Genomic DNA, 20944 nt, shown 5'->3' with positions numbered 1-20944 from the left:
GGGCGCCCGAGGGCGCCCTTTTTTTTACGTCGTCACCGTCGGCCCGTCGCGCCCCGTGCGCGAGCGGATCTGCGCCACTGTTTCCGCCACGGCGATCAGCCCCGCCAGCGCTTGCTGGGTCGGCAAGTCATGCTGCGCCGGATCGGCTGCGTAGCGCTCCAGGTACAGGCGCAGGGTGGCGCCTTCGGTACCCGTGCCGGACAGGCGCAGCACGATGCGCGCGCCGTCCGTCATGATGATGCGGATGCCCTGCTGCGTCGCCACCGAGCCGTCGACGGGGTCCGTGTAGCTGAAATCGTCGGCCAGCGCCACCGTGTAGCCGCCCAGCGCCTGGCCCGGCAAGGCGGCCAGCTGGCCGCGTACGGCTTCCATCAGCTGCGCCGCGCCGGCGCTGTCGATGTCTTCGTAATCGTGGCGCGAATAATAATTGCGCCCATGGGTGGCCCAGTGGGCGCGCACGATCTCTTCCACCGATTGCTTTTTCTCAGCCAGCAGGTTGAGCCAGAACAGCACGGCCCACAGGCCATCCTTTTCGCGCACGTGGTTCGAGCCCGTGCCGTAGCTTTCTTCGCCGCACAGGGTGGCCAGGCCGGCGTCGAGCAGGGTGCCGAAGAACTTCCATCCCGTCGGCGTCTCGTAGCACGGTATGCCCAGCGCGCTGGCGACCCGGTCGGCCGCGCCCGACGTGGGCATGGAGCGGGCGATGCCTTTCAGCCCGGCGCGGTAGCCGGGCGCCACGGTGGCGTTGGCGGCCAGGATGGCCAGGCTGTCCGAGGGCGTCACGTCGAAGCGGCGGCCGACGATCATGTTGCGGTCGCCGTCGCCGTCCGAGGCGGCGCCGAAGTCGGGCCCATCGTCGGCCGCCATGATGGCGATCAATTCCTGCGCGTTGACGGGATTCGGGTCCGGGTGGCCGCCGCCGAAGTCTTCCAGGGGCACGCCGTTGATGACGCTGCCCTTGGGCGCGCCCAGCATGCCTTCCAGGATGGCCGTCGCATACGGGCCGGAAACGGCGTGCATGCCGTCAAAGCAGATGCGCAAGCCGCCCGCGAACAGGGCGCGGATGGCGTCGAAGTCGAACAGCTGCTGCATCAGTTCCGCGTAATCGAGCACCGGATCGATCACCTCGACCGTCATCTGCTCGATGCGCACCACTCCCAGGGTATCGAGGTCGATGTCGGCCGCATCGCTGATGCGGTATTCGGTGATCGTTTGCGTGCGCGCAAACATGGCCTCGGTGACTTTTTCGGGCGCCGGGCCGCCATTGGCGATGTTGTACTTGATGCCGAAATCGCCATCGGGGCCGCCCGGGTTATGGCTGGCCGACAGGATCAGGCCGCCGCTGGCGCCATGCTTGCGGATCACGCAGCTGACGGCCGGCGTCGACAGGATGCCGCCTTGCCCCAGCAGCACGCGCGCGTAGCCGTGCGCGGCCGCCATGCGCAGCACCGTCTGGATGGCCGCGCGGTTGTAAAAGCGGCCGTCGCCGCCCAGCACCAGGGTCTGGCCGCGGCAGTCGCCCAGCGTGTCAAAAACGCTCTGCACGAAATTTTCCAGGTATTGCGGTGCGCTGAAGACAGCCACCTTCTTGCGCAAGCCCGAAGTGCCGGGCCGCTGGCCGGCTATCGGCGCCGTATTGATGATTTGTATAGCCATCTTGCCTCCATATTAACTTCCCATGTTAACGCATGCCAGGCAAGCGGCAAAGCGTTGTACATCTGCCACGGTGCGCCAAGCCGCTTAGCGCGACATCCCGGCATGACATATAATGAGAATCATTCTCATATGCGGCATTCCTGGCTGCGGACTCATACATCGGACGCCGTGGTTGCACGCTATTACCAAGAACTGTTGAACTTTTGCTGGCGCAGCTTGCGCAACCGCGAGGCCGCTGCCGACCTGGTGCAGGAAAGCTATGCGCGCGTGCTGGGCGAAGCGGCCGTGCGCGAACCGCGCGCTCTGCTGTACCGCACGGCGCGCAACCTGCTGATCGACAAGCACCGCCGCGCCGCCTTGCGCCAGCACGAGGAGCTCGACGCCCTGCCGGAGTCCGCGCATCCGGCCGCCCCCCGTCATCTGCAGCCGGAGCAGGCGCTGGAAAGCAGCCAGGACTGGCAAGCCTGCGTGGCCGCCATCGACGCCTTGCCGCCCCGCTGCCGCGACGCCTTCGTGCTGCACGTGTTCGAGGAATTGCCGCACGCGCAAATCGCCGCGCGCATGGGCATTTCCGTGAGCATGGTGGAAAAACATATCGCGCGCGGCATGCTCAGTTGCCAGGCGCAGTTGCATTCTTTGCGGGAAGCCACATAATGGCGCCCATGACCGCCCACTCGCCCCGCCATGATTTCGGCCCCTCTGCCCAGGAGCAGGCGGACTTGCGCGAGTACGCCGACTTTGCCGCCACGCAAGATGGCGTGGCGCTGGCGGCCGCCACCTGGTTCAGCCGGCACGGCAACCTTGATGCGCAACAACAGGCCGAGTTTGCCGCCTGGCTGGCGGCCGATCCGGCCCATGCCGAAGCCTATGCGCAACTGCAAAGCACGCACCGCGTGGCGCGCCGGATTCCCCCGCAGGTCGCCGCGCGCTGGGCGGTGCCGCCAGCCGCAACGCACGTGACACCGCAGGCGCCGCGCCGTCATTGGCTGCGCGCGCTGCCGTATGCGGCCGCCGCCATGTTGCTGCTGAGCGTGGGCGCGGGCGGCTACCAGTGGTGGCAACAGCAAGCCGTGTTCAGCCAGTCGTATGCCACCGTGCGCGGCCAGCGCCTGGCCGTCGCGCTGCCCGACGGCAGCCAGCTGCAGCTCGATACGGCCACGCAACTGCACGTCACCCTGTACCGCCTGCGGCGCGAAGTGCGCCTGGCGCACGGCGAAGCGCTGTTCCAGGTGCAATCGAAGCAGGGCCAGCCCTTCGACGTGCTCAGCGGTCCCCTGACAGTGACGGTGGTGGGCACGCAGTTTTCCGTGCGCAATACCCTCGAGCACGACGGCAAGCTGCGCGTGGCCGTGCAGCATGGCCAGGTGCGCGTGGCGGGTGCGCGGCAAGACCGGGTCGACCTGCGGGCCGGCCAGGGCGTCAGCAGCGATGCCAGCGGCTGCCTGTCGGCCATCGCCAGCCTGGCCCCGGGCAGCGTGGCGTCGTGGCGCGACGGCAGGATCACCTTCGACAATGTGCCGCTGGGCGCGGCGCTGGCCGAGTTCGAACGCTATGGCGACACGGGCTTCGTCGTGCGCGATCCCGCCGTCGCCAGGCTGCGCATCGGCGGCAGCTTCAGCCTGACCCAGCTGGACCGTTTCGCCGCCGCCCTGCCGCAGCTCTTGCCCGTGCAGATCGTGCGCAGCGGCACCGTCAGCACCATCGGCATGGCGCCGAAAGCTGCCGCGCAGGCGCCGGCCATGCACCTGCAAGAAAATAAATGAAAATAATTCGCATTCGCAGGTGAGGGTTTTCTCCGCTGCTGCGTCTACCAAGTTAATCGACAATAAATTAACCTGGAGAAATGCAACATGTGGTCCCCCCGCCTCAATCTGACACCCGCTCCCCTCGCCCTGGCCGCCATGCTGGCCTTGGGCAACATCCCCCTGGCACAGGCGCAAACCTTGTCCCCCGTCAAACTGGCCATCGCCGCCCAGCCGCTGGGGCAAGCCCTGAATGAGCTGGCGCGGCAAGCCAATCTGCAACTGCTGTTTGCGCCGGAACTGGTGGCCGGCAAGACGGCGCCCGCCGTCAGCGGCACCCTGAGCGTGGCCGACAGCCTGGAGCGCCTGCTGGCCGGCAGCGGCCTGGCCGCCAGCATCGACGGCAACAGCGTCATCATCCGCCCGGCGCCCGCCGCCACGGGCAAGGTGGCGACCCTGGCGGAAATCACCGTCAGCGCGCGCCAGGACGCGACCATCGATACCGAGCTGACGAAGTCGTATGCGGCGCAAGCGGTGAGCATCGGCAAGGGCCGGCAAAGCCTGCGCGACATTCCCCAGTCCGTCTCCGTGCTGACGCGCCAGCAGCTGAACGACCAGAATTTGCTGAGCCTGGACGACGCCATGCGCGGCGTGACGGGCATCACCGTCGAAGCGAGCAGCACGGGCGGTAACCACGGCAATTTTTACTCGCGCGGCCATGCGCTTGACTCGGTGCAGGTCGATGGCGTGATGACGCCCGCCAGCACGGGCAACGACCTGTCGGCCGGCTACGGCCTGGCCATCTATGACCGCGTGGAAGTGCTGCGCGGCCCCGCCGGCCTGTTCCAGGGCGCGGGCGATCCAGGCGGCACCATCAACCTGGTGCGCAAGCGGGCGCGCGACACCTTCGCCGCCAGCGGCGTGCTCAGCGCGGGTTCCTGGGACCGCTACTATGCGGAAGCGGACGTCACCGGCCCCCTGAGCGCGGATGGCAAGGTGCGCGGCCGCCTGGTGGCCGCCTATGAACACCGGCGCTCCTTCGTCGACCACGTGTATGCGGAAAAACCGCTGCTGTACGGCACCGTCGCCATCGACCTGGCGCCGGGCACCGTGCTGACGGGCGGCGTCACCTGGCAGGAATACAAGGGCCGTCCCGCCTTCGGTCTGCCCGCCTATGAAGACGGGCGCCTGCTCGACGTGCCCCGCTCGACCTACCTGGACCCGGCCTGGAACCACATCACGGAAAAGGTCACGGAATATTTTGCCGAACTCGATCACAAGCTGGACAACGGCGGCCAGTTCAAGGTGACCGCCCTGTCCCGCGAACAGGATGAGCCATCGCGCCATTTCGGCTGGTCCGATTGTTCGGCAGACCCTGTCACTGGCGACAGTTGCCTGGTCACCTGGAGCTACCGCAGCCACTGGAAGACGCAGGGAGTCGATGCTTACCTGGCCACGCCCTTCCAGGCGTTCGGCCGCAGCCACGACCTGATCGTGGGCGCCGACTACCGCCAGGTGCACAAGAATTTCCGCTACGGCGGCGGCAAGGTCACCCCGATCAACATCTACCATCCGGATAACAATATCCCCCAGGCCAGTTACACTTTTACTGACGGTAACGACAACCGCACCAAACAGTTCGGCCTGTACGCGCGCACCCGCCTGCAGGCAACGGACCGGCTGGCCGTCAACCTGGGCGGGCGCCTGACGCACCGGAACAACCATGCCGTCAGCCGCAACACGTATTTCAACCAGTTCACCGACGTCAGCAACACCATCAAGGCCAAGTTCACGCCGTACGCGGGCCTGGTCTATGAACTCGACAAGCAGGTGTCGGCCTACGGCAGCTACACGCGCATCTTCTCGCCCCAGACCACCACGGACGCAGCAGGCCAAACCCTGAAGCCGCGCACGGGCCAGCAATTCGAACTGGGCTTGAAGGCGGAGCTGTTCGACAAGAACGTCAATGCGCATGCGGCCCTGTTCCGCATGGAAGACGAGAACCGCGACATGCCCGATCCGGCCAATCCGCTGTTTTCCATCGGCGCCGGCAAGATGCGCAGCCAGGGCCTGGAAGCCGAGCTGAGCGGCAGCCCCCTGCCGGGCTGGAACATCACGAGCGGCTATTCCTACACCAGCACGCGCACCCTCGAAGGCAGCGATGACCAGAAAGCGCAACTGTATTCCTTCATCGCGCCTCGCCACAACTTCAACCTGTGGACCAATTACCGGCTCGCCGGCGCGCTCGACAAGATCAGCGTGGGCGGCGGCTTGCGCAGCGTCAGCAGCATGTACCGCCTGAACGGGCCCGTGAAATTCGAACAGGGCCCCGTCACCACGGTGGGCTTGCAGGCGGGCTACCGCCTCAGTCCCACGCTGGAGCTGTCGTTGACGGTGAACAACCTGTTCGACAAAAAATACTACACGCGCGTGTGGGCCGCGTATGGTTCCAACTTCTATGGCGAACCGCGCAACGCCATGCTGACCCTGCGCGGCCAGCTGTAAACTCGCGCTCCCGCGCACGCACGGCCGCCGCGTCACTGCGGTGGCCGTGCGCGTTTACAACATCACACTCTTGCATGTCTCGCAACCTCGCACTATAATAAGAATAGTTCTCATTCACATTTGGATTCCATTCGGGGTCTGCATCTCGCATGTCCCGCCTGCCATCGACCGGCCAGGACGGCATGGCCGATGCGCAGCTGGATGACACGCTGCGCCAGCCAGGCATCCCTGCCAAGCAAGCCTTCCCATATCCATAACGCAAAAAGGTCGTTTCATGGCGCGAGCACGTTCGCTGGCCGGCGCTGCCGCCGCCACTTTCCGGTACTTTGCACCGCTGCGACAACCACGTTTCTCACCACAAACTAAGGCATACACCATGCACCTCACTTCCATCGCGCGCCTCGGCGCCCTCGCCGCCGCCCTGCTGGGCGCGGCCCTCGTTTCCGGCACGGCCAGCGCGCACCAGATCTGGCTGCAGCAGGACGGCAAGACGGCCAGCGTGTACTTCGGCGAATTCGGCGACAACCTGCGCGAAGCCTCGCCCGGCTTGCTGGACAAGTTCAGCATCAAGAACGTGACGTGGGTGTCCGCCAAGGGCGCGCAGCCGTTGCAGGCGAGCAAGACGGCCGGCGCGTTCATCCTGAATGGCAAGGTAAGCGCCGGCGAAAGCATCATCGTCGAGGAAGACAACTACCCGTCGTGGGAAGAGAAAAAGGATGGCAAGGCCACGCGCACCGTGTGGGTCCCGGCCGCGCGCCTGGTCGCCGACGGCAAGGCGCAAGCGCCCGCGCTGACCCTGGACCTGGTGCCGACCGGCAAACCAGGCCAGTTCCAGGTCAGCTACCAGGGCAAGCCGCTGGCGCAAGCCAAGGTCAACGCCGTGGTGCAGTCGGGCTGGGGCAAGGAAGCGTGGAGCGATGCGCAAGGCCTGGTCAGCTTCCCGCTGCCATGGAAGGGCACCTATGTGCTGGAAGTGCAGCACACGGACAAGACGGCCGGCCAGCGCGGCACGCAAGCCTATGACAAGGCCATGTTCGTGACGACCCTGAGCCTGGTGCAGCCGCAAGGCGTGACGCCGCTGCCGGCCGGCCCGGCCCTGCCGCCGAGCAAGGATCACGACTGACCATGCAAGCGCCAGCCACCACTGAAAAAATGCCGCGCCTGCGGCTCTCCGCCGGGGCCGTGTACCGCCTCGGCGTGGCTTCGCGCAGCGTGGCAGCCATCTTCGGCGGCTACGTGCTGGCCGCGCTTGTCACCATGCTGCTGTCGGTGAGCCTGCCCATGGCCCGCTCCGAAGCCGTCATGACGGCCACCCTGCTGTCGTTTGCCATCTATACCTGCGCCGTGATGTGGGTCTTCGCCACGCGCAGCGCCCTGCGCGCCTGGCTGGGCCTTCTGATTCCCGCCGCCGTCATCGCCGCCATCCTGCAGTGGATGGACGCACTATCCTGGAGTCTCGCATGAAAGAAGGTTTCCGCCAGTCGATGGCATGGCTGCACACCTGGTCCGGCCTGCTCGTCTGCTGGATCTTGCTGCTGGTGTTTTGCGCCGGCACGGCCAGCTACTACCGCAATGAAATCACCCTGTGGATGCAGCCCGAGCTGCATGGCGCCGCCGCCAGCGAAGTGACGACGGAAGTGGCGGCCAAGGTCGCGCAACAGGCGATGGAAGAGCGGGCCACGGGCGCCACGCGCTGGTTCATCAGCCTGCCCGGCGAACGCAATCCCGCCACGCAGCTGGGCTGGAGCAAACCGTCGCAACCGGGCGAAAAGAAACGCGGACGGCGCGGCAATTTTCATAGCGAAAAGGCCGACCCGGCCACGGGCGAAGTGCTGTCCAAGCCGCGCGAGACGCGGGGCGGCGAATTCCTCTACCGCCTGCATTTCGACCTGCACTACATGTCCGCCATCTGGGGCCGCTGGATCGTGGGCTTCTGCGCCATGTTCATGTTCGTCTCCATCATCAGCGGCATCGTCACGCACAAGCGCATCTTCAAGGACCTGTTCACCTTCCGGCCGAAGAAGGGCCAGCGCTCGTGGCTGGACGCGCATAACGTGACGGCCGTGCTGGCCCTGCCCTACCACATGATGATCACCTACACGGGCCTCGTCACCCTGATGTTCCTGTACATGCCGTCCGGTGCCACGGCCGCCTACAAGGGCGACCAGGATGCCTTCTTTGCCGAAGCCTTCCCGGGCCGCTCGGACGAGCGCAAGGCGACCGGCGTGGCCGCGCCGCTGACGCCGTTCGCGCCCCTCGTGCGCCAGGCGGAACAGCACTGGGGCGGCGGCAAGGTCGAGCGCATCTCCGTGAATAATCCGGGCGACGCCAACGCCACCGTGACGCTGTCGCGCGCGTCCGGACGCGACATGTCGTCGAAGCAGCCGTCGCTGGAATTCGATGGCGTGTCCGGCAAGCTGCTGGCCACCGACGGCGACGCGCTGCCCGGCGCGGCAGCCACGCACGGCGTCATGTATGGCCTGCACATCGCCCGTTTCGGCGGACCGCTGCTGCGCGCGCTGTTCTTCCTCTCCGGCCTGGCCGGCTGCGCCATGGTCGCCACGGGCGCCTTGCTGTGGGCCGTCAAGACGCGCCAGAAACAGGCCAAGGCGCTGGCCGCCGGCAAGCGCGCCAGCTTCGGCCTGCGCCTGGTGGAAGCGCTCAACATCGGCGCCATCGCCGGCATCCCGATCGCCTTCGGCGCCTATTTCTGGGCCAACCGCCTGCTGTCGGTGACGATGGAAGACCGGCCGCAGGAGGAAATCGCCTGCTTCTTCGGCGCCTGGGCCCTGGCCGCCATCATCGCGCAGCTGCGTCCGTCGCGCGCCATGTGGCGCATGCAGCTGGCCGCCGGCGCCTTCCTGCTGGCGTCGCTGCCCATGCTGAACGTCTTCACCACCGAATCGCACCTGGGCGTAACCCTGTTCCTGGGCCGCGGCCCCGTGGCGGTGGCCGCCTTCGACCTGGTGGTGCTGGTGCTGGGCCTGGGCCTCGCGTATGCGGCGTTCAAATTGAAACCGCTGCCCGTGAAGGCGGCCAAGGCCGCACCCACCGCCAAGCCGGCGCCGACGACGATGGAGGCCGCGTGATGGAGCTGCTGTCGAACTTCCTCGTCTTTGCCTTGTGCTACGCAGGCCTGTCCTCGCTGTGCCTGGCGATGGACCGCCACTACGCCGACTTGCATGGACGCGGCGCCGAACCTCCCGCGCCGCTGCGCCGCCGCCTGCAGTGGACGGGGTGGCTGGCGCTGGCGGCCGGCCTCGCCTGGGCCATGCACATCGCCGGCGGCGGCTACGGCCTCGTCTACTGGGTCGGCAGCCTGACGGGCTGCGGCTTGCTGCTGATCTGGCTGCTGCCCTACGCGCCGCACCAGGCCATGCGCCTGGCGCGCCTCGTCGGCGGCGCGGCCGTGCTGGCCGCCATCGCGCTGGCAGTGCTGTAGCGGGACTGGCTGCGCCGCCACGCGACGGTCATGCGTGGCGGCGCAACAACAGCGCATTGCGCCGCCACGCCCGCCGCGCTAAAATGAGAATAATTCTTATTTGCATTAAGGTTTTCCCCACCATGCCAGGCAGTCCGTTCGCGCCCTCTCCCTTGCTGCCCACGCAGCTGGAAAACCATTACCGCGCGCACCACGGCTGGCTGGCACACTGGCTGCAGCGGCGCCTGGGCAATGCCTTTGATGCGGCCGACCTGATGCAGGATACCTTCGCGCGCCTGCTGGCCGGCGCCCCGGCACAGCCGCAGACGCCGGCCCTGCGCGCACCGAAAGCCTACCTGGCGACCGTCGCCAAGCACCTGCTGATCAATCACTTGCGGCGCCAGTCGCTGGAACGGGCGTGGGCCGATGCGCTGGCCGCGCAGCCAGAACAGCACCAGCCCTCCGTCGAGCAGCGCGCGCAAATCCTGCAGGCGCTGCAAGCGGTCGATGCCATGCTCGACGGCCTGAAACCGAAGGTGCGCACCGTCTTCATCCTGGCGCAGATCGAAGGCCATGCCTATGCGGACATCGCCGCGCAACTGGGCATCGGCGAGCGCTCCGTGAAGCGCTACATGGCCGAGGCGCTGACCGAATGCGTGCTGCTGGCGCCGGACCTGCTGCCATGAGCGCGGCCGCGCCACCATCTCCGCTGTTGTCGCGCAAGGTGGCGCGCCAGGCCGTCGAATGGTATTTGCTGGAGCAGTCGGGCCAGGCCACGCCGGACGACCTGGCCGCCAGTGCGCAGTGGCGCGCGCTCGACCCGGAACACGCGCGCGCCTGGAACAGGGTGCAGCAAGTGAGCCAGACGGCTGGCCTGCTGCCGCCGGAGCTGGCCGTGCCCGTGCTGCGCCGTCCGCAGCGCCGCGTGGCCGTGCAGCTGCTGCTGGCGCTGATGGCGGCGCCCGCCGCCTGGCTGCTGGCGCGCCACGAGATACTGGCCGATTACCGCAGCGGCGTGGGCGAGCGGCGCGACATATCCTTGCCCGATGGCGGCACCCTGGTGCTCAACACGGACAGCGCCGTCGATGTGGCGTATGGCCCCGACGAACGCCGTCTGACCCTGCGCCGCGGCGAAGTGCTGGTGCAGACGCGCCCCGACCACGCGGGCAGCCGCCCGTTCATCGTCGCCACCTGCCATGGGCGCATCCGCGCGCTGGGCACGCGCTTCACCGTGCGCGTCGACGACGACGGCAGCCGCGTGACGGTGCTCGAACACGCGGTGGAAATCACGCCGCGCGCGCCCTCGGCCACCGTCCGCACGCTCATGGCGAACCAGCAGGGCCGCTTCGACGCCAGCCACGCCAGCCTGCCCACGCCGGCGCCGCCGCAAGCCGACGCGTGGGCGCGCGGCATGCTGGCGGCGCAGGACATGCGCCTCGACGCCTTCGCCTTCGAGCTGTCGCGCTACCGCCCCGGCCTGCTGCGCGTGGAACCGCAAGTGGCGGGCTTGCGCCTGTCGGGCGCCTTCCAGCTCGACGACACGGACGCCGTGCTGGACAGCCTGGCGCGCATGCTGCCCGTCGACGTGCTGTACCGCAGCCCGTACTGGGTCACCATCGCGGCCCGCCAAAAATAGTTTACAAAAGTGGCCCCTTTTTTCATCCCCGCCTGTCCTGTGAGTATTACAACGACACTCACCGGAAAGGCAAGACCATGCACCCTCCTCGTCTGACTCCCCTCGCGCGCGCCATCGGCAGCGCCGTGCTCCTGCTGTCGCTGGCGCAAGCGCCGGCCATGGCGGCCGATGCCGCCGCGCCAGCGGCCGCGCAAACGGCCTTCAACGTGCCGGCGGGCGAGCTGTCCGCCGCCATCGCCGGCTTTGCCATCGAGGCGAAGGTGAGCGTGGGCGCGGCGGCCGAACTGCTGCAGGGCGTGCGCACGCCGGGCCTGAGCGGCAGCTACACGGTGCCGCAGGCGCTGGCCCGCCTGCTGGCCGGCACGGGCCTCGAGGCACTGCCCAGCGGGGAGCGCAGCTACGTGCTGCGCAAGTCGGGCGCTGCATCGCCCGCCGCGCCGATCGCCGCCACCCTGGGCGAAGTGGCCGTCAGCTCCAGCGCCCTGCGCGACGGCACCACGGAAGGCAAGCGCGGCTACGCAGGCCTGACCAGCGCCACGCGCCTGAACCTGTCGCTGCGCGAAACGCCGCAAGCCGTCAGCGTCATCACGCGCCAGCAGATCGAGGACCAGGGCTTGAAGACCCTGCAGGACGTGCTGCTGCAGGCGCCCGGCATCACGGTGGATCATTCGTCGAGCACGCGCGAATACGACCAGGTGTTTTCCCGCGGCTTCGAAGTCACGTCGTACATGTTCGACGGTATCCCGACCAGCAAGAGCCTGGAAGCGCGTACCTACGACATGGCCATCTACGACCGCGTCGAGGTCATCCGCGGCGCGACAGGCCTGATCAGCGGCACGGGCAGCCCGTCGGCCGCCATCAACCTGGTGCGCAAGCGCCCGGGCCGCACGTTTGCCGCCACGGCCGGCGCGCAGCTGGGATCATGGGACCGTTACCGCGTCGAGGGCGATGTCTCGACGCCCTTGACGGCGGACGGCAAGGTGCGCGCACGCCTCGTCGCCGCGCATGAAGACCAGCGCTCGTTCATCGACCGCTACCAGCAGAAAAAGGACGTACTGTACGCCATCGTCGAAGCGGACCTGTCGCCTTCGACGGTGCTCAGCGCCGGCATCAACTACCAAAAGGAAAAGCTCAAGGGCGCGGGGCGCGAATTCCCCGTGTTCTACGCCGACGGCTCGCAAACCCATTTTCCCCGCTCGATGAACGGCACGGCTGCGTGGAGCACGTATGACCGCGAACAGAACATGCTGTTCGCCACGCTCGATCATTATTTCGACAACGACTGGATCGCCAAGGTGGCCGTCAGCCGCAGCAGCAACCAGTACGACGCCCTGCAGGGTTTTTCCGGCAACGGCTACCCGGACCGCGTGACGGGCGGCGGCATGAAGCTGTGGCTGGCCAACTGGCACAGCAAGCCGCAACAGACCTCGCTCGACGCGTACGTGAGCGGCCCGTTCCAGGCCTTCGGCCGCAAGCATGAACTGGTGCTGGGCGTGAGCGCCTCGGAACTCAAGACGAATGGCCCCATCTACCCGAACTGGCGCCTCGACGGCTACGACTACACGGTGCCGGATATCCACGCCTGGCATGGCGCCATGCCGGTGCCCGACTACAGCGACACGCGCCTGGGCTCCTCGTACGACAGGGAGCGGGAAAGCGGCGTGTATTCGACCCTGCGCCTGCGCCCGACGGACGCGCTGTCGGTGATTGTCGGGGCGCGGCTGTCGTACTGGAAGCGCGACATCCGCAGCGATTATTTCAACGACACGGACCTGTACGACGCCATGCGCGAAAACAGCAAGATCACGCCGTATGCGGGCCTGGTCTACGACCTGGGCCAGCACTGGTCGGCCTACGCCAGCTACACCAGCATCTTCACGCCGCAAAGCCAGCGCGACGTCAACAGCCGCTTCCTGGCGCCGCTGGAAGGCAAGAACTACGAAGTGGGCGCCAAGGGCGAATTCTTCGGCGGCAAGCTCACCACCAGCGCGGCCCTGTTCCAGCTGAAGCAGGAAAACCTGGCCGAAGCCGATCCGGGCAACATCTGGATCATCGGCACGGGCGGCGGCTCCTACGCCTATCACACGGTGAAGGGCGCCACCACGCGCGGCGTCGAGGTGGAAGTATCGGGCCAGCTGCGCCCCGACTGGCAGCTGACGGCCAGCTATGCGTATAGCCGCATCCGCAACGCCGCCGGCGAGCGCATCCAGACCAACCAGCCGCAGAACATGGCCAAGCTGTGGACCACGTGGCGCCTGGTGCAGGGCGTGCCGGGCCTGGTGCTGGGCGGCGGCGTGAACTGGCAGAGCGATATCTACATGGATGACCGCGGGCCGAACGGCGAACGCTTCACGCAGAAGGCGTATGCCGTGGCGGGACTGATGGCGCAGTACCAGGTCACGCCGCAGCTGATGGCGACCCTGAACGTGAATAACGTCTTCGACAAGAAGTACTACTCGACGGGCATGGGCGGATACTACGGCGATCCGCGCAACGCCATGCTGTCGCTGCGCTATCAGTTCTGAATGGCTTCACTGCTTTTGAGCAGCACCTCGATGCCCTCGGGTGCCATGGCGCGGCCCAGGAAATAGCCAAACGCCTCGTCGCAGCCCATCTCGGCCAGCAGTTCCAGCTGCTCGCCGCTTTCCACCCCGCCGGCGATGGTGCGCAATCCCAGCGTGCGCGCCATCGCCACGATGGCGCGCACCATGGCGCCGTCGCCGCCCGGCTTGCCCACGTCGTCGACGAAGCACTTTTCGATCTTCACGGCATCCGTGGGAAAACGCTTCAGGTAATTGAGCGAAGCGTCGCCCGTGCCGAAATCGCTGATGGCGATCGCCATGCCCAGCTGGCGGAACTGGCGCAATATCAATTCGCAGTTCTGGTTGCGGTCGATCAGGATGCCGGCGGCGATTTCCAGCTCGATGCAATGCCCCGGCACGCCGGCCGCTTCCAGCGCGGCGGCGAAATTGCGCGCGATGTCGCGCTGGTAGAACTGGCGCGCCGACAGGCTGACGGACACCGTCAGCATCTGCCCCTGCGCGATCCACCTGCGCGCCTGCTCCACCGCCGTGGCCATCACCCACGCTCCCACCGGCAGGATCAGGGCGATTTCCTCCAGTACCGGTAAAAAGTCGAGCGGCATCATCAGGCCCAGCTCCGGGTGCTTCCAGCGCAGCAGCGCCTTCACGCCCGTGATCGTGCGCGTCTTCAAATCCATGCGCGGCTGGTAGAACAGGGCGAATTCATTGCGTTCGAGCGCGTGGCGCAAGGCCGTCTCGAGGATGGTGCGCGAATACGATTGCGTCTGCATGCGCGGCGCGTAGCGCAGGCAGGTGCCGGGCGCGTGGCGCTTGGCCGCATACATGGCCAGGTCGGCCTTTTCGATCAGCGCATTGACGTCGTCGTCATCGTCCGGGTACAGGGCCACGCCCACGCTGGCCGCCACCGACAGGCTGTATTCGCCGATGACGAAGGGGGCGGCGATGGCGCCGACGATTTTCTCGGCCACCCGCTCGGCATCGTGCGCCGTGCGCAATTCCGTCAGCAGGATGATGAATTCGTCGCCGCCCTGGCGCGCCACCGTGTCGACCTTGCGCACGCACTGCTGCACCCGGCGCGCGAACTCCGTCAGCACCTGGTCGCCCACGTCGTGCCCCAGGCTGTCGTTGATGGATTTGAAGCGGTCGATATCGACGAACAGCACCGCCAGCAACGCCTGGTGGCGGCGCGCGTAGGCGATGCCGTGCTCGAAGCGGATCTGGAAATGCAGCCGGTTCGGCAAGCCCGTCAAGCCGTCGTGGTGGGCGATGAATTCCAGTTGCTGCTCGGCGCGCCGGCGCGCCGACACATCGTGCAGCAGCAGCACCGCGCCGCCCTGCGCCAGCGGCGCGCAGCTGTACTGCACGTCGATGCGCTTGCCGTCGAGATGGCGCAGCAGCACAGCGCCGCGCGCCACTTCCAGCACTTCCTGCTGCGCCACACAATCGCGCACCTGGCGCGCCGCATCGATGGGCGTGCCGTCATGGAACAGCGGCAGCAACTGCGTCACGGGCTGGCCCAGGCCATCGTCGCCCAGCAGCCCGCCCATGGCGCTGGCGCGGGGATTCAAGTAGCGCACGACGCCAGCGTGGTCGGTGCCGACGACGGCCGCCGGCAAGGCGTGCAGCAGCGCCAGCGCATCTGCCATGCGCTGCGCCTGCGCCGCCTGCAGCACCACGCCTGTCGCATGGCGCAGGCGCCACGTGCGCGCCGCCTGCCACTGGCAGGCCAGCAGCACGCTCAGCATCACGGCCAGGGTCAGGCACAGCGCCAGCAGCAGCGTCGTCATGCGTCACCCGGCAGGCAAGAGGTGGAAGACATGCTTTTCCTTTGCAACGCGCGCCATGCGGCCGGGCGCGGAACCATGCGGAAAGGAAATAATATAAGAATTCCGGCGCGATATTTGCCTGATCGGGCGCCGCTTGACTGGTGTCAATCACGGCGGGGCGTGATCACTGTTGCAATCCTCCCACAGACAATCTCACCAATTATTGCAACAATTGCTGCGCAACACTAAAATGAGAATGATTCTCATTCTTGGGAATCAACTCCATTCATCTGAGTCCCTGCGCCCACGCCAGGACCGCAGCGGCATGGCCAGGCAAGCCAGGCGCAACACTCCCCCAGCGACGCATATTTTGAAACAGGCATCCGCCTGCTTCATCCACCACATCATCGCGACACCGGGAGTAATCAATGACAATACACAGCGCACAGCGGAAGGCCGCCGCGTTGGCGCCGACCCTCATGGCCGCGGCCATTCTCGGCACCCTGGGTGCACCAGCCCATGGCCAGACGCAGCAGCAGGAACAGAATCTGCCCGAGGTGCGCGTCAACGCGCAGGCCGCCTCCGCCATCACCGAAGGCAGCGGCTCCTACACCAGCGGCAGCATGAACGCGGCCACGCGCCTGAACCTGTCCGTGCGCGAGACGCCGCAATCGGTCAGCGTCGTCACACGCCAGCAAATGGACGACATGAATATCCGCTCGGTCGAGGACATCGCCAATGTCACGCCGGGGCTGAGCCTGAACAAGGGCGCCACCGAGCGGGCCAGCTTTTATTCGCGCGGTTTCTCGATCAGCAATTTCACGGAAGACGGCCTGACCATGTCGGCCGACGGCGACACCCTCGGTTTCGCCACCCTGGCCATGTACGACCGCGTCGAAATCCTGCGCGGCGCGGCCGGCATGCTCAATGGCGTGGGCAACCCGTCGGGCACGATGAATTTCGTGCGCAAGCGCCCCACGGCGCAGAACGAGGTGTCGCTCACGGGCAGCATCGGCCGCTACAACGACTACCGCGGCGAAGTCGATGCGCGCGGCGCATTGAACCAGGCGGGCAGCCTGCGCGGACGCGCCGTGGCCGCCTACCAGGATACCGACACGTTCATCTCGAACTACCGCCACAAGCGCGCCCTGCTCTACGCCACCGCCGATGCCGACCTGTCGCGCGACACGACCCTGAGCGTGGGCTTTCACGTCAACGACGAGCGCAATCCCGGCTCCACGTGGTACGGCTTGCCAACGGCGCTCGACGGCAGTTTCCTGCCGCTCGACCGCTCGGCCAGCAACGCGCCCGACTGGACCTTCTGGAACAAGAAAAACACGCGCCTGTTCGCCGAACTCGAACACCGGCTGGGCGACGGCTGGAAGGTCAAACTGGCGGCGCAGGCGCTGCAGGACGAACTCGACTCCGTCGTCACGGGCATCGCCCGCGTGCCGAAGACAAATCTGTTCCGCCTCAGCGCGGCCAACGCCTTTGTCTACGACCGCCAGCAGCGCATAGTCGATGCGCAGGCAGCCGGTCCTTTCAGCCTGCTGGGCCGCCGCCATGAAATCGTCTTCGGCGCCAACTACCGCACGCGCGATACCGAGGACAAGGGCTACAAGTCGGTGCCCGACTACAGCTACACCTTCAACCCCGTGCGCTGGGATACGGGCGCGCCCGTGAAACCCGCGATCGGCACCTTCTATTATGGCCAGGACAGCAAGACGAAGCAGACGGGCGTCTACACGACGGCCCGCTTCAGCCTGGCCGATCCGCTGGCCCTGCTGGTGGGCGGCCGCGTCGACTGGTACGACTATCGCGCCATCAACACGTTTTCGGGCGCGCGCTCCGGCTACAAGGTGAGCCGGGAAGTCACGCCATATGCCGGCTTGGTGTACGACGTCGACGCCCACCATTCGCTGTACGGCAGCTGGACCAGCATCTTCAATCCGCAAAGCGCCGTCGACAGGAATGGCGTGCTGCTCGATCCCGTCACGGGCATCAACATGGAAGCGGGCGTGAAGGGCGAGTACTTCGGCGGCGCGCTGAACGCCTCGGCGGCCGTGTTCCGCATCGTGCAAAAGAACCTGGCGACAGCGCTGCCGCTGACGCAGTGCGGTCCCGGCCTGCTGTCTTGCTCCGAGGCGGCCGGTGAAGTGCGCAGCGACGGGTTTGAACTGAGCGTGTCCGGCGCGTTGACGCCGCGCTGGCAGGTGAGCGCGGGCTTTACCTACAACACGGCCGAATACGCCAAGGCGCAAGGCAGCAATGCCGTCGGCGCGCGCTATGCGGCCGAGCGCCCCAGCCGCCTGCTGCGCCTGTCCACCAGCTATCGCCTGTCCGATGCGTGGCGCGTCGGCGGCGCGCTACGGGCGCAGAACCAGATCTACAAGACCAACAGCGCCATCCGCCAGGGCGGCTACGCGGTGGCCGACCTGAACGCGGGCTGGCAAGTGAACCGCCAGCTCGACGTGCGCCTGAGCGTGACCAACGTCTTCGACCGCAGCTACTACCAGGCCATCAGCAGCATCGACAGTGGCAATGCATTCGGCGATCCGCGCAGCGCCGTGCTGACGGCGAAGTACACGTTTTAAGCCAGCGCCAGCCGGGCCGGCTTCAGTTCCGGCGTCGACGCCAGCGCCGGCGCCGCATGCAGCTTGAAGATGCTGACGGCGTCGGCCAGGCTGGCCGCCTGCTGCTGCAGCGCGTCTGCGGCGGCGGCGGCCTGCTCCACCAGGGCCGCGTTCTGCTGCGTCACGCCATCCATCTGGCTGATGGCGATGCTGATCTGTTCGATGCCGTCGCGCTGCTCCACGCTGGCCACGGCGATCTCGCCAATGATGGCGTTGACGCGCTGCACGCTGCTCACCACGTCATCCATCGTGCGCCCCGCCTGGCCGGCCAGCACGCTGCCCTCTTCCACCGTGCGCACGGATTCGCCGATCAGCTGCTTGATTTCCATGGCCGCTGCGGCCGAGCGCTGCGCCAGGTTGCGCACTTCCGTCGCCACGACGGCGAAGCCGCGTCCCTGCTCGCCCGCGCGCGCCGCTTCCACCGCCGCATTCAGGGCCAGGATATTCGTCTGGAAGGCGATACCGTCGATGACGGCGATGATGTCGACGATGCGCTTCGACGAGGCATTGATATGGCTCATGGTCTGCACCACCTGCGCCACGGCCTCGCCGCCGCGCTGCGCCACGTCGGAAGCGCCGCCGGCCAGCTGGCGCGCCTGGTCCGCGTTGTCGTTATTCTGCCGCACGGTGGACGTCAGCTCGATCATCGAGGCGGCCGTTTCTTCCAGCGAACTGGCTTGCTCCTCCGTGCGCGACGACAGGTCCATATTGCCGCTGGCGATTTCAGCGGACGCCGTGGCGATGGCGTCCGTGCCGGCGCGCACCCGTCCCACGATGGCGGCCAGGTTGCCGCTCATCGCCTTCAAGGCGCGCAGCAGGTCGCCGATTTCATCGCGGCTGCCGTCGGCCACCACGGCGCGCAAGTCGCCGGCCGCCACCTGCTGGGCGATGCCGACGGCCGCGCCCAGCGGCACCGTGATGCTGCGGATCAGCCACCACACGGTGACGGAGCCCACGACCAGGGTCACCAGCACGGTGGCCAGCATGGCGATGCTGGCGCTGCGGTGCGCGGCATCATCCTGCTCCTTCATCTGCGCCATCAGGGCGTGCGACTGCTTGCCGATGGCCGTGACGATGGCGTCGATCTGGCGTGTCGGTTCGCGGTCCATGCCCTTGACCAGCGCATCGACGGCCTGCGCGCTGTCGGTGCGCGCGCCGTCATACTTTTGCAGCGCCGCCAGGTAGCTCACGCCCAGCGCGTCGTGCGCCTGCAGCGCCTGCTCCACGGGTGCCGTGTCGAGTTTTAATGCGCCCATCATCGCCTGCAGGCTTTTCAATTCCTTGCGCGTCTGCGCGCCGCTGGCGACAAACGCTTCGCGGTAGCGCTGGAAGGCGGCCGCATCGCCGCCGCGCAGCAGGATGTTTTTCCATTCCTGCACCTGGATCTTGAATTCCACCTGCGCGCTGCGCGCCGCGTCGACCGCTTCCGTCAAGGCGACGGAGCGCTGCATGGCGTCCGCGCTGCGCGCACTGGCCGCGTCGAGCGCGCTCCAGCCACGCGCGCCAACGAACACCAGCGCAAGAAAGAAGAAGGCGCCCAACAGACCCAGGCGGACGGAGATTTTCAGATTCGCGAGTTGCATGTGTTTCTCCCGGCGGCAAGAACAGGATGGCAACAAAGGCGCCACCAAAACTATCCAATTCTCACCAAATAGGGAAATCATGGGGCGCGCCCCGTGAAAAACCAAGCAGCGCTTTCGTTAGAGAAACACTTTCAACATAGAAACAACAAATTACAGCGCAAGGTTGACTGGATGGTCATGATTTTCCGTCACCGTCATGGTCATCCGGGCAAGCTTGCCCGTACCCGCATCAAGGCAGCATGCGGGTCAGTACATCGTCCTTGCGCACGCGGTGATGGAACACGGCGGCCAGCACATGCAGGCCCACCACGCCCCAGGCCACCCATTTGCCCAGGAAGTGGTGCACGCTATCCACCGGCGCCTCGAAGCTTTCCCAGGTCATGCCGAAAGTCGTCGCCATCGACTCGAACAGCGCCGTATCGCGAAAGCTCGGCACGGCAAACAGGCCAAAGTCGGTATGCAGGCCCGTGCCCACGTAGCCGGTCAGGGGCAGCGCGATCAGCAGGCCATACAAGCCCCAGTGCGCGGCGTGCGCCAGTTTGTGCTCCAGCGCGGAGCCGGGCGGGTCCTGCGGCTGCACGTCGAGCAGCCGCCACGCCAGGCGCGGCAGCACCAGCGCGCCCACCAGCAAGCCCAGCATCCAGTGCACGTTCAATACAGCCAGCGTACCGGGCGCCTCCTCGTCCAGGAACCAGATCACATAGTAGACAACGACATACGCGCCGATAAAGGCGGCGGCGCTGGTCCAGTGAAAGAACTTGGCGAGCGCGCCAAAACGGTCGGCGTTATTTTTCCATTGCATGGGACGGTTCCTGGGAAGTGAAAGCGGATGCGGGGTCGGCCAGCAGGCCGGTGAGCAGCTTGTCGAGGGCCGCCAGCGACATGGCCAGCCGCGCGGGCGGGTCGCCATCGGCTTCGGCGATCCAGAAGGCCGCTTCGGTCACGGCGCCATACAGCATGCGGGCCGTCACGCCAGTATGCGCAGGCAGCGCCACGCCTTCATCGATCAACCCCTGCAGCGCCGCCTGCAACGCGGCGACGCCGACGCTCTGGTGCGCCTGCGGCACGTCGCCGAACATGGCGCGCGCATCCTGCAGGATGATGCGGCGCAATTCGGGCACCAGCGCCAGTTCCAGGTAGCCCTGGCAGCGGCGGCGAAACGCTTGCCACGAAGAGGGCGCGGCGTCCGCCATGGCTTGCAGGCGCTCGCCCACTTCGCCCTCGAGTTGATCGATCACGGCAAGCAGCAATTTTTCCTTGCTGCCGAAATGGTGGTACAGCGCGCCGCGGGTCAGGCCGGCGGCGGCCGTGAAATCATCCATCGAGGTATTCGCATACCCCTGCTCGGCGAACGCATGGCGCGCCGCCGCCAGCAGCCGGGCGCGGGTTTCCTCGATCATGCTGCTGCGGCTGCGGCGCGGGGGTGATACGGTGGAGACGGGCATGGACAGTCCTTTCA

Annotated in this window: 16 protein-coding genes; 11 read left to right on the top strand and 5 right to left on the bottom strand. The window is 66.8% G+C overall.

Going from position 1 to position 20944, the window contains the following annotated elements; genetic code table 11:
• Positions 1 to 24 precede the first annotated feature (24 nt).
• On the bottom strand, positions 25 to 1656 hold the full coding sequence (locus tag CLU94_RS18855; protein WP_099666760.1) for an alpha-D-glucose phosphate-specific phosphoglucomutase: 1632 nt from the start codon (positions 1654 to 1656) through the stop codon (positions 25 to 27).
• A gap of 168 nt (positions 1657 to 1824) precedes the next feature.
• On the opposite strand from CLU94_RS18855, the gene CLU94_RS18850 reads away from it, so the two are divergent.
• The 10 genes from CLU94_RS18850 to CLU94_RS18805 all read left to right on the top strand — a co-directional run bounded on the left by CLU94_RS18850 (position 1825) and on the right by CLU94_RS18805 (position 13485).
• Positions 1825 to 2310 (top strand): sigma-70 family RNA polymerase sigma factor, encoded by a 486-nt coding sequence (locus tag CLU94_RS18850; RefSeq protein WP_180278703.1) that lies wholly within the window; start codon positions 1825 to 1827, stop codon positions 2308 to 2310.
• Positions 2310 to 3419, top strand: coding sequence for a FecR family protein (locus CLU94_RS18845; RefSeq protein WP_257218872.1), 1110 nt, complete (start codon positions 2310 to 2312; stop codon positions 3417 to 3419). The genes CLU94_RS18850 and CLU94_RS18845 overlap by 1 nt, the downstream gene beginning before the upstream one ends.
• Before the next feature lie 87 nt (positions 3420 to 3506).
• Positions 3507 to 5903, top strand: coding sequence for a TonB-dependent siderophore receptor (locus tag CLU94_RS18840; protein ID WP_099666758.1), 2397 nt, complete (start codon positions 3507 to 3509; stop codon positions 5901 to 5903).
• A 376-nt stretch (positions 5904 to 6279) separates the two neighbouring features.
• Positions 6280 to 7026: a DUF4198 domain-containing protein gene (locus tag CLU94_RS18835; RefSeq protein ID WP_099666757.1), complete on the top strand. Its 747-nt coding sequence runs from the start codon at positions 6280 to 6282 to the stop codon at positions 7024 to 7026.
• Positions 7027 to 7028: 2 nt separating this feature from the next.
• Positions 7029 to 7367, top strand: a complete 339-nt coding sequence (locus tag CLU94_RS18830) for a DUF3649 domain-containing protein (protein WP_099666756.1) — start codon at positions 7029 to 7031, stop codon at positions 7365 to 7367.
• Positions 7364 to 8992 (top strand): PepSY-associated TM helix domain-containing protein, encoded by a 1629-nt coding sequence (locus CLU94_RS18825; RefSeq protein WP_099666755.1) that lies wholly within the window; start codon positions 7364 to 7366, stop codon positions 8990 to 8992. The genes CLU94_RS18830 and CLU94_RS18825 overlap by 4 nt, the downstream gene beginning before the upstream one ends.
• Entirely contained in the window at positions 8992 to 9345 is a 354-nt protein-coding gene (locus tag CLU94_RS18820) for a DUF3325 domain-containing protein (RefSeq protein ID WP_099666754.1), read from the top strand. The genes CLU94_RS18825 and CLU94_RS18820 overlap by 1 nt, the downstream gene beginning before the upstream one ends.
• Positions 9346 to 9467: 122 nt before the next feature.
• A complete protein-coding gene (locus CLU94_RS18815) occupies positions 9468 to 10010 on the top strand; it encodes a sigma-70 family RNA polymerase sigma factor (RefSeq protein ID WP_099666753.1) in 543 nt (180 codons plus the stop codon).
• The gene (locus CLU94_RS18810) at positions 10007 to 10960 is read left to right on the top strand and encodes a FecR domain-containing protein (protein WP_099666752.1); all 954 of its coding nucleotides are present in this window, start codon (positions 10007 to 10009) and stop codon (positions 10958 to 10960) included. Before CLU94_RS18815 ends, CLU94_RS18810 begins: the two co-directional genes overlap by 4 nt.
• A 77-nt stretch (positions 10961 to 11037) precedes the next feature.
• Entirely contained in the window at positions 11038 to 13485 is a 2448-nt protein-coding gene (locus tag CLU94_RS18805; protein WP_099666751.1) for a TonB-dependent siderophore receptor, read from the top strand.
• On the opposite strand, the gene CLU94_RS18800 is transcribed toward CLU94_RS18805, so the two are convergent.
• Positions 13476 to 15290: a putative bifunctional diguanylate cyclase/phosphodiesterase gene (locus CLU94_RS18800; protein WP_077408092.1), complete on the bottom strand. Its 1815-nt coding sequence runs from the start codon at positions 15288 to 15290 to the stop codon at positions 13476 to 13478. The genes CLU94_RS18805 and CLU94_RS18800 overlap by 10 nt on opposite strands.
• Before the next feature lie 407 nt (positions 15291 to 15697).
• Between CLU94_RS18800 and CLU94_RS18795 the strand changes: the two genes are divergently transcribed.
• Positions 15698 to 17863: a TonB-dependent siderophore receptor gene (locus CLU94_RS18795; RefSeq protein ID WP_099666750.1), complete on the top strand. Its 2166-nt coding sequence runs from the start codon at positions 15698 to 15700 to the stop codon at positions 17861 to 17863.
• Here the strand turns inward: CLU94_RS18795 and CLU94_RS18790 are convergent.
• The 3 genes from CLU94_RS18790 to CLU94_RS18780 all read right to left on the bottom strand — a co-directional run bounded on the left by CLU94_RS18790 (position 17860) and on the right by CLU94_RS18780 (position 20930).
• Positions 17860 to 19485 (bottom strand): methyl-accepting chemotaxis protein, encoded by a 1626-nt coding sequence (locus tag CLU94_RS18790; protein WP_099666749.1) that lies wholly within the window; start codon positions 19483 to 19485, stop codon positions 17860 to 17862. The genes CLU94_RS18795 and CLU94_RS18790 overlap by 4 nt on opposite strands.
• Before the next feature lie 229 nt (positions 19486 to 19714).
• Positions 19715 to 20287, bottom strand: coding sequence for a cytochrome b (locus CLU94_RS18785; RefSeq protein ID WP_099666748.1), 573 nt, complete (start codon positions 20285 to 20287; stop codon positions 19715 to 19717).
• A complete protein-coding gene (locus CLU94_RS18780) occupies positions 20271 to 20930 on the bottom strand; it encodes a TetR/AcrR family transcriptional regulator (protein WP_257218871.1) in 660 nt (219 codons plus the stop codon). The genes CLU94_RS18785 and CLU94_RS18780 overlap by 17 nt, the downstream gene beginning before the upstream one ends.
• Between the last annotated feature and the right edge of the window lie 14 nt (positions 20931 to 20944).

This window comes from Janthinobacterium sp. 13, from assembly GCF_002749695.1.
Taxonomy (GTDB): domain Bacteria; phylum Pseudomonadota; class Gammaproteobacteria; order Burkholderiales; family Burkholderiaceae_D; genus Janthinobacterium; species Janthinobacterium kumbetense.
Note: the sequence above shows the minus strand (reverse complement) of the source record. Positions and strands in the feature narration are given on the sequence as shown.

What these genes read in the sequence shown, in the direction of transcription:
- CLU94_RS18780 (WP_257218871.1), bottom strand. Translation starts at nt 20,930, where the DNA reads ATGCCCGTCTCCACCGTATCACCCCCGCGCCGCAGCCGCAGCAGCATG.
- CLU94_RS18820 (WP_099666754.1), top strand. Translation starts at nt 8,992, where the DNA reads ATGGAGCTGCTGTCGAACTTCCTCGTCTTTGCCTTGTGCTACGCAGGC.
- CLU94_RS18830 (WP_099666756.1), top strand. Translation starts at nt 7,029, where the DNA reads ATGCAAGCGCCAGCCACCACTGAAAAAATGCCGCGCCTGCGGCTCTCC.
- CLU94_RS18790 (WP_099666749.1), bottom strand. Translation starts at nt 19,485, where the DNA reads ATGCAACTCGCGAATCTGAAAATCTCCGTCCGCCTGGGTCTGTTGGGC.
- CLU94_RS18835 (WP_099666757.1), top strand. Translation starts at nt 6,280, where the DNA reads ATGCACCTCACTTCCATCGCGCGCCTCGGCGCCCTCGCCGCCGCCCTG.
- CLU94_RS18795 (WP_099666750.1), top strand. Translation starts at nt 15,698, where the DNA reads ATGACAATACACAGCGCACAGCGGAAGGCCGCCGCGTTGGCGCCGACC.
- CLU94_RS18855 (WP_099666760.1), bottom strand. Translation starts at nt 1,656, where the DNA reads ATGGCTATACAAATCATCAATACGGCGCCGATAGCCGGCCAGCGGCCC.
- CLU94_RS18825 (WP_099666755.1), top strand. Translation starts at nt 7,364, where the DNA reads ATGAAAGAAGGTTTCCGCCAGTCGATGGCATGGCTGCACACCTGGTCC.
- CLU94_RS18800 (WP_077408092.1), bottom strand. Translation starts at nt 15,290, where the DNA reads ATGACGACGCTGCTGCTGGCGCTGTGCCTGACCCTGGCCGTGATGCTG.
- CLU94_RS18785 (WP_099666748.1), bottom strand. Translation starts at nt 20,287, where the DNA reads ATGCAATGGAAAAATAACGCCGACCGTTTTGGCGCGCTCGCCAAGTTC.
- CLU94_RS18845 (WP_257218872.1), top strand. Translation starts at nt 2,310, where the DNA reads ATGGCGCCCATGACCGCCCACTCGCCCCGCCATGATTTCGGCCCCTCT.
- CLU94_RS18810 (WP_099666752.1), top strand. Translation starts at nt 10,007, where the DNA reads ATGAGCGCGGCCGCGCCACCATCTCCGCTGTTGTCGCGCAAGGTGGCG.
- CLU94_RS18840 (WP_099666758.1), top strand. Translation starts at nt 3,507, where the DNA reads ATGTGGTCCCCCCGCCTCAATCTGACACCCGCTCCCCTCGCCCTGGCC.
- CLU94_RS18815 (WP_099666753.1), top strand. Translation starts at nt 9,468, where the DNA reads ATGCCAGGCAGTCCGTTCGCGCCCTCTCCCTTGCTGCCCACGCAGCTG.
- CLU94_RS18805 (WP_099666751.1), top strand. Translation starts at nt 11,038, where the DNA reads ATGCACCCTCCTCGTCTGACTCCCCTCGCGCGCGCCATCGGCAGCGCC.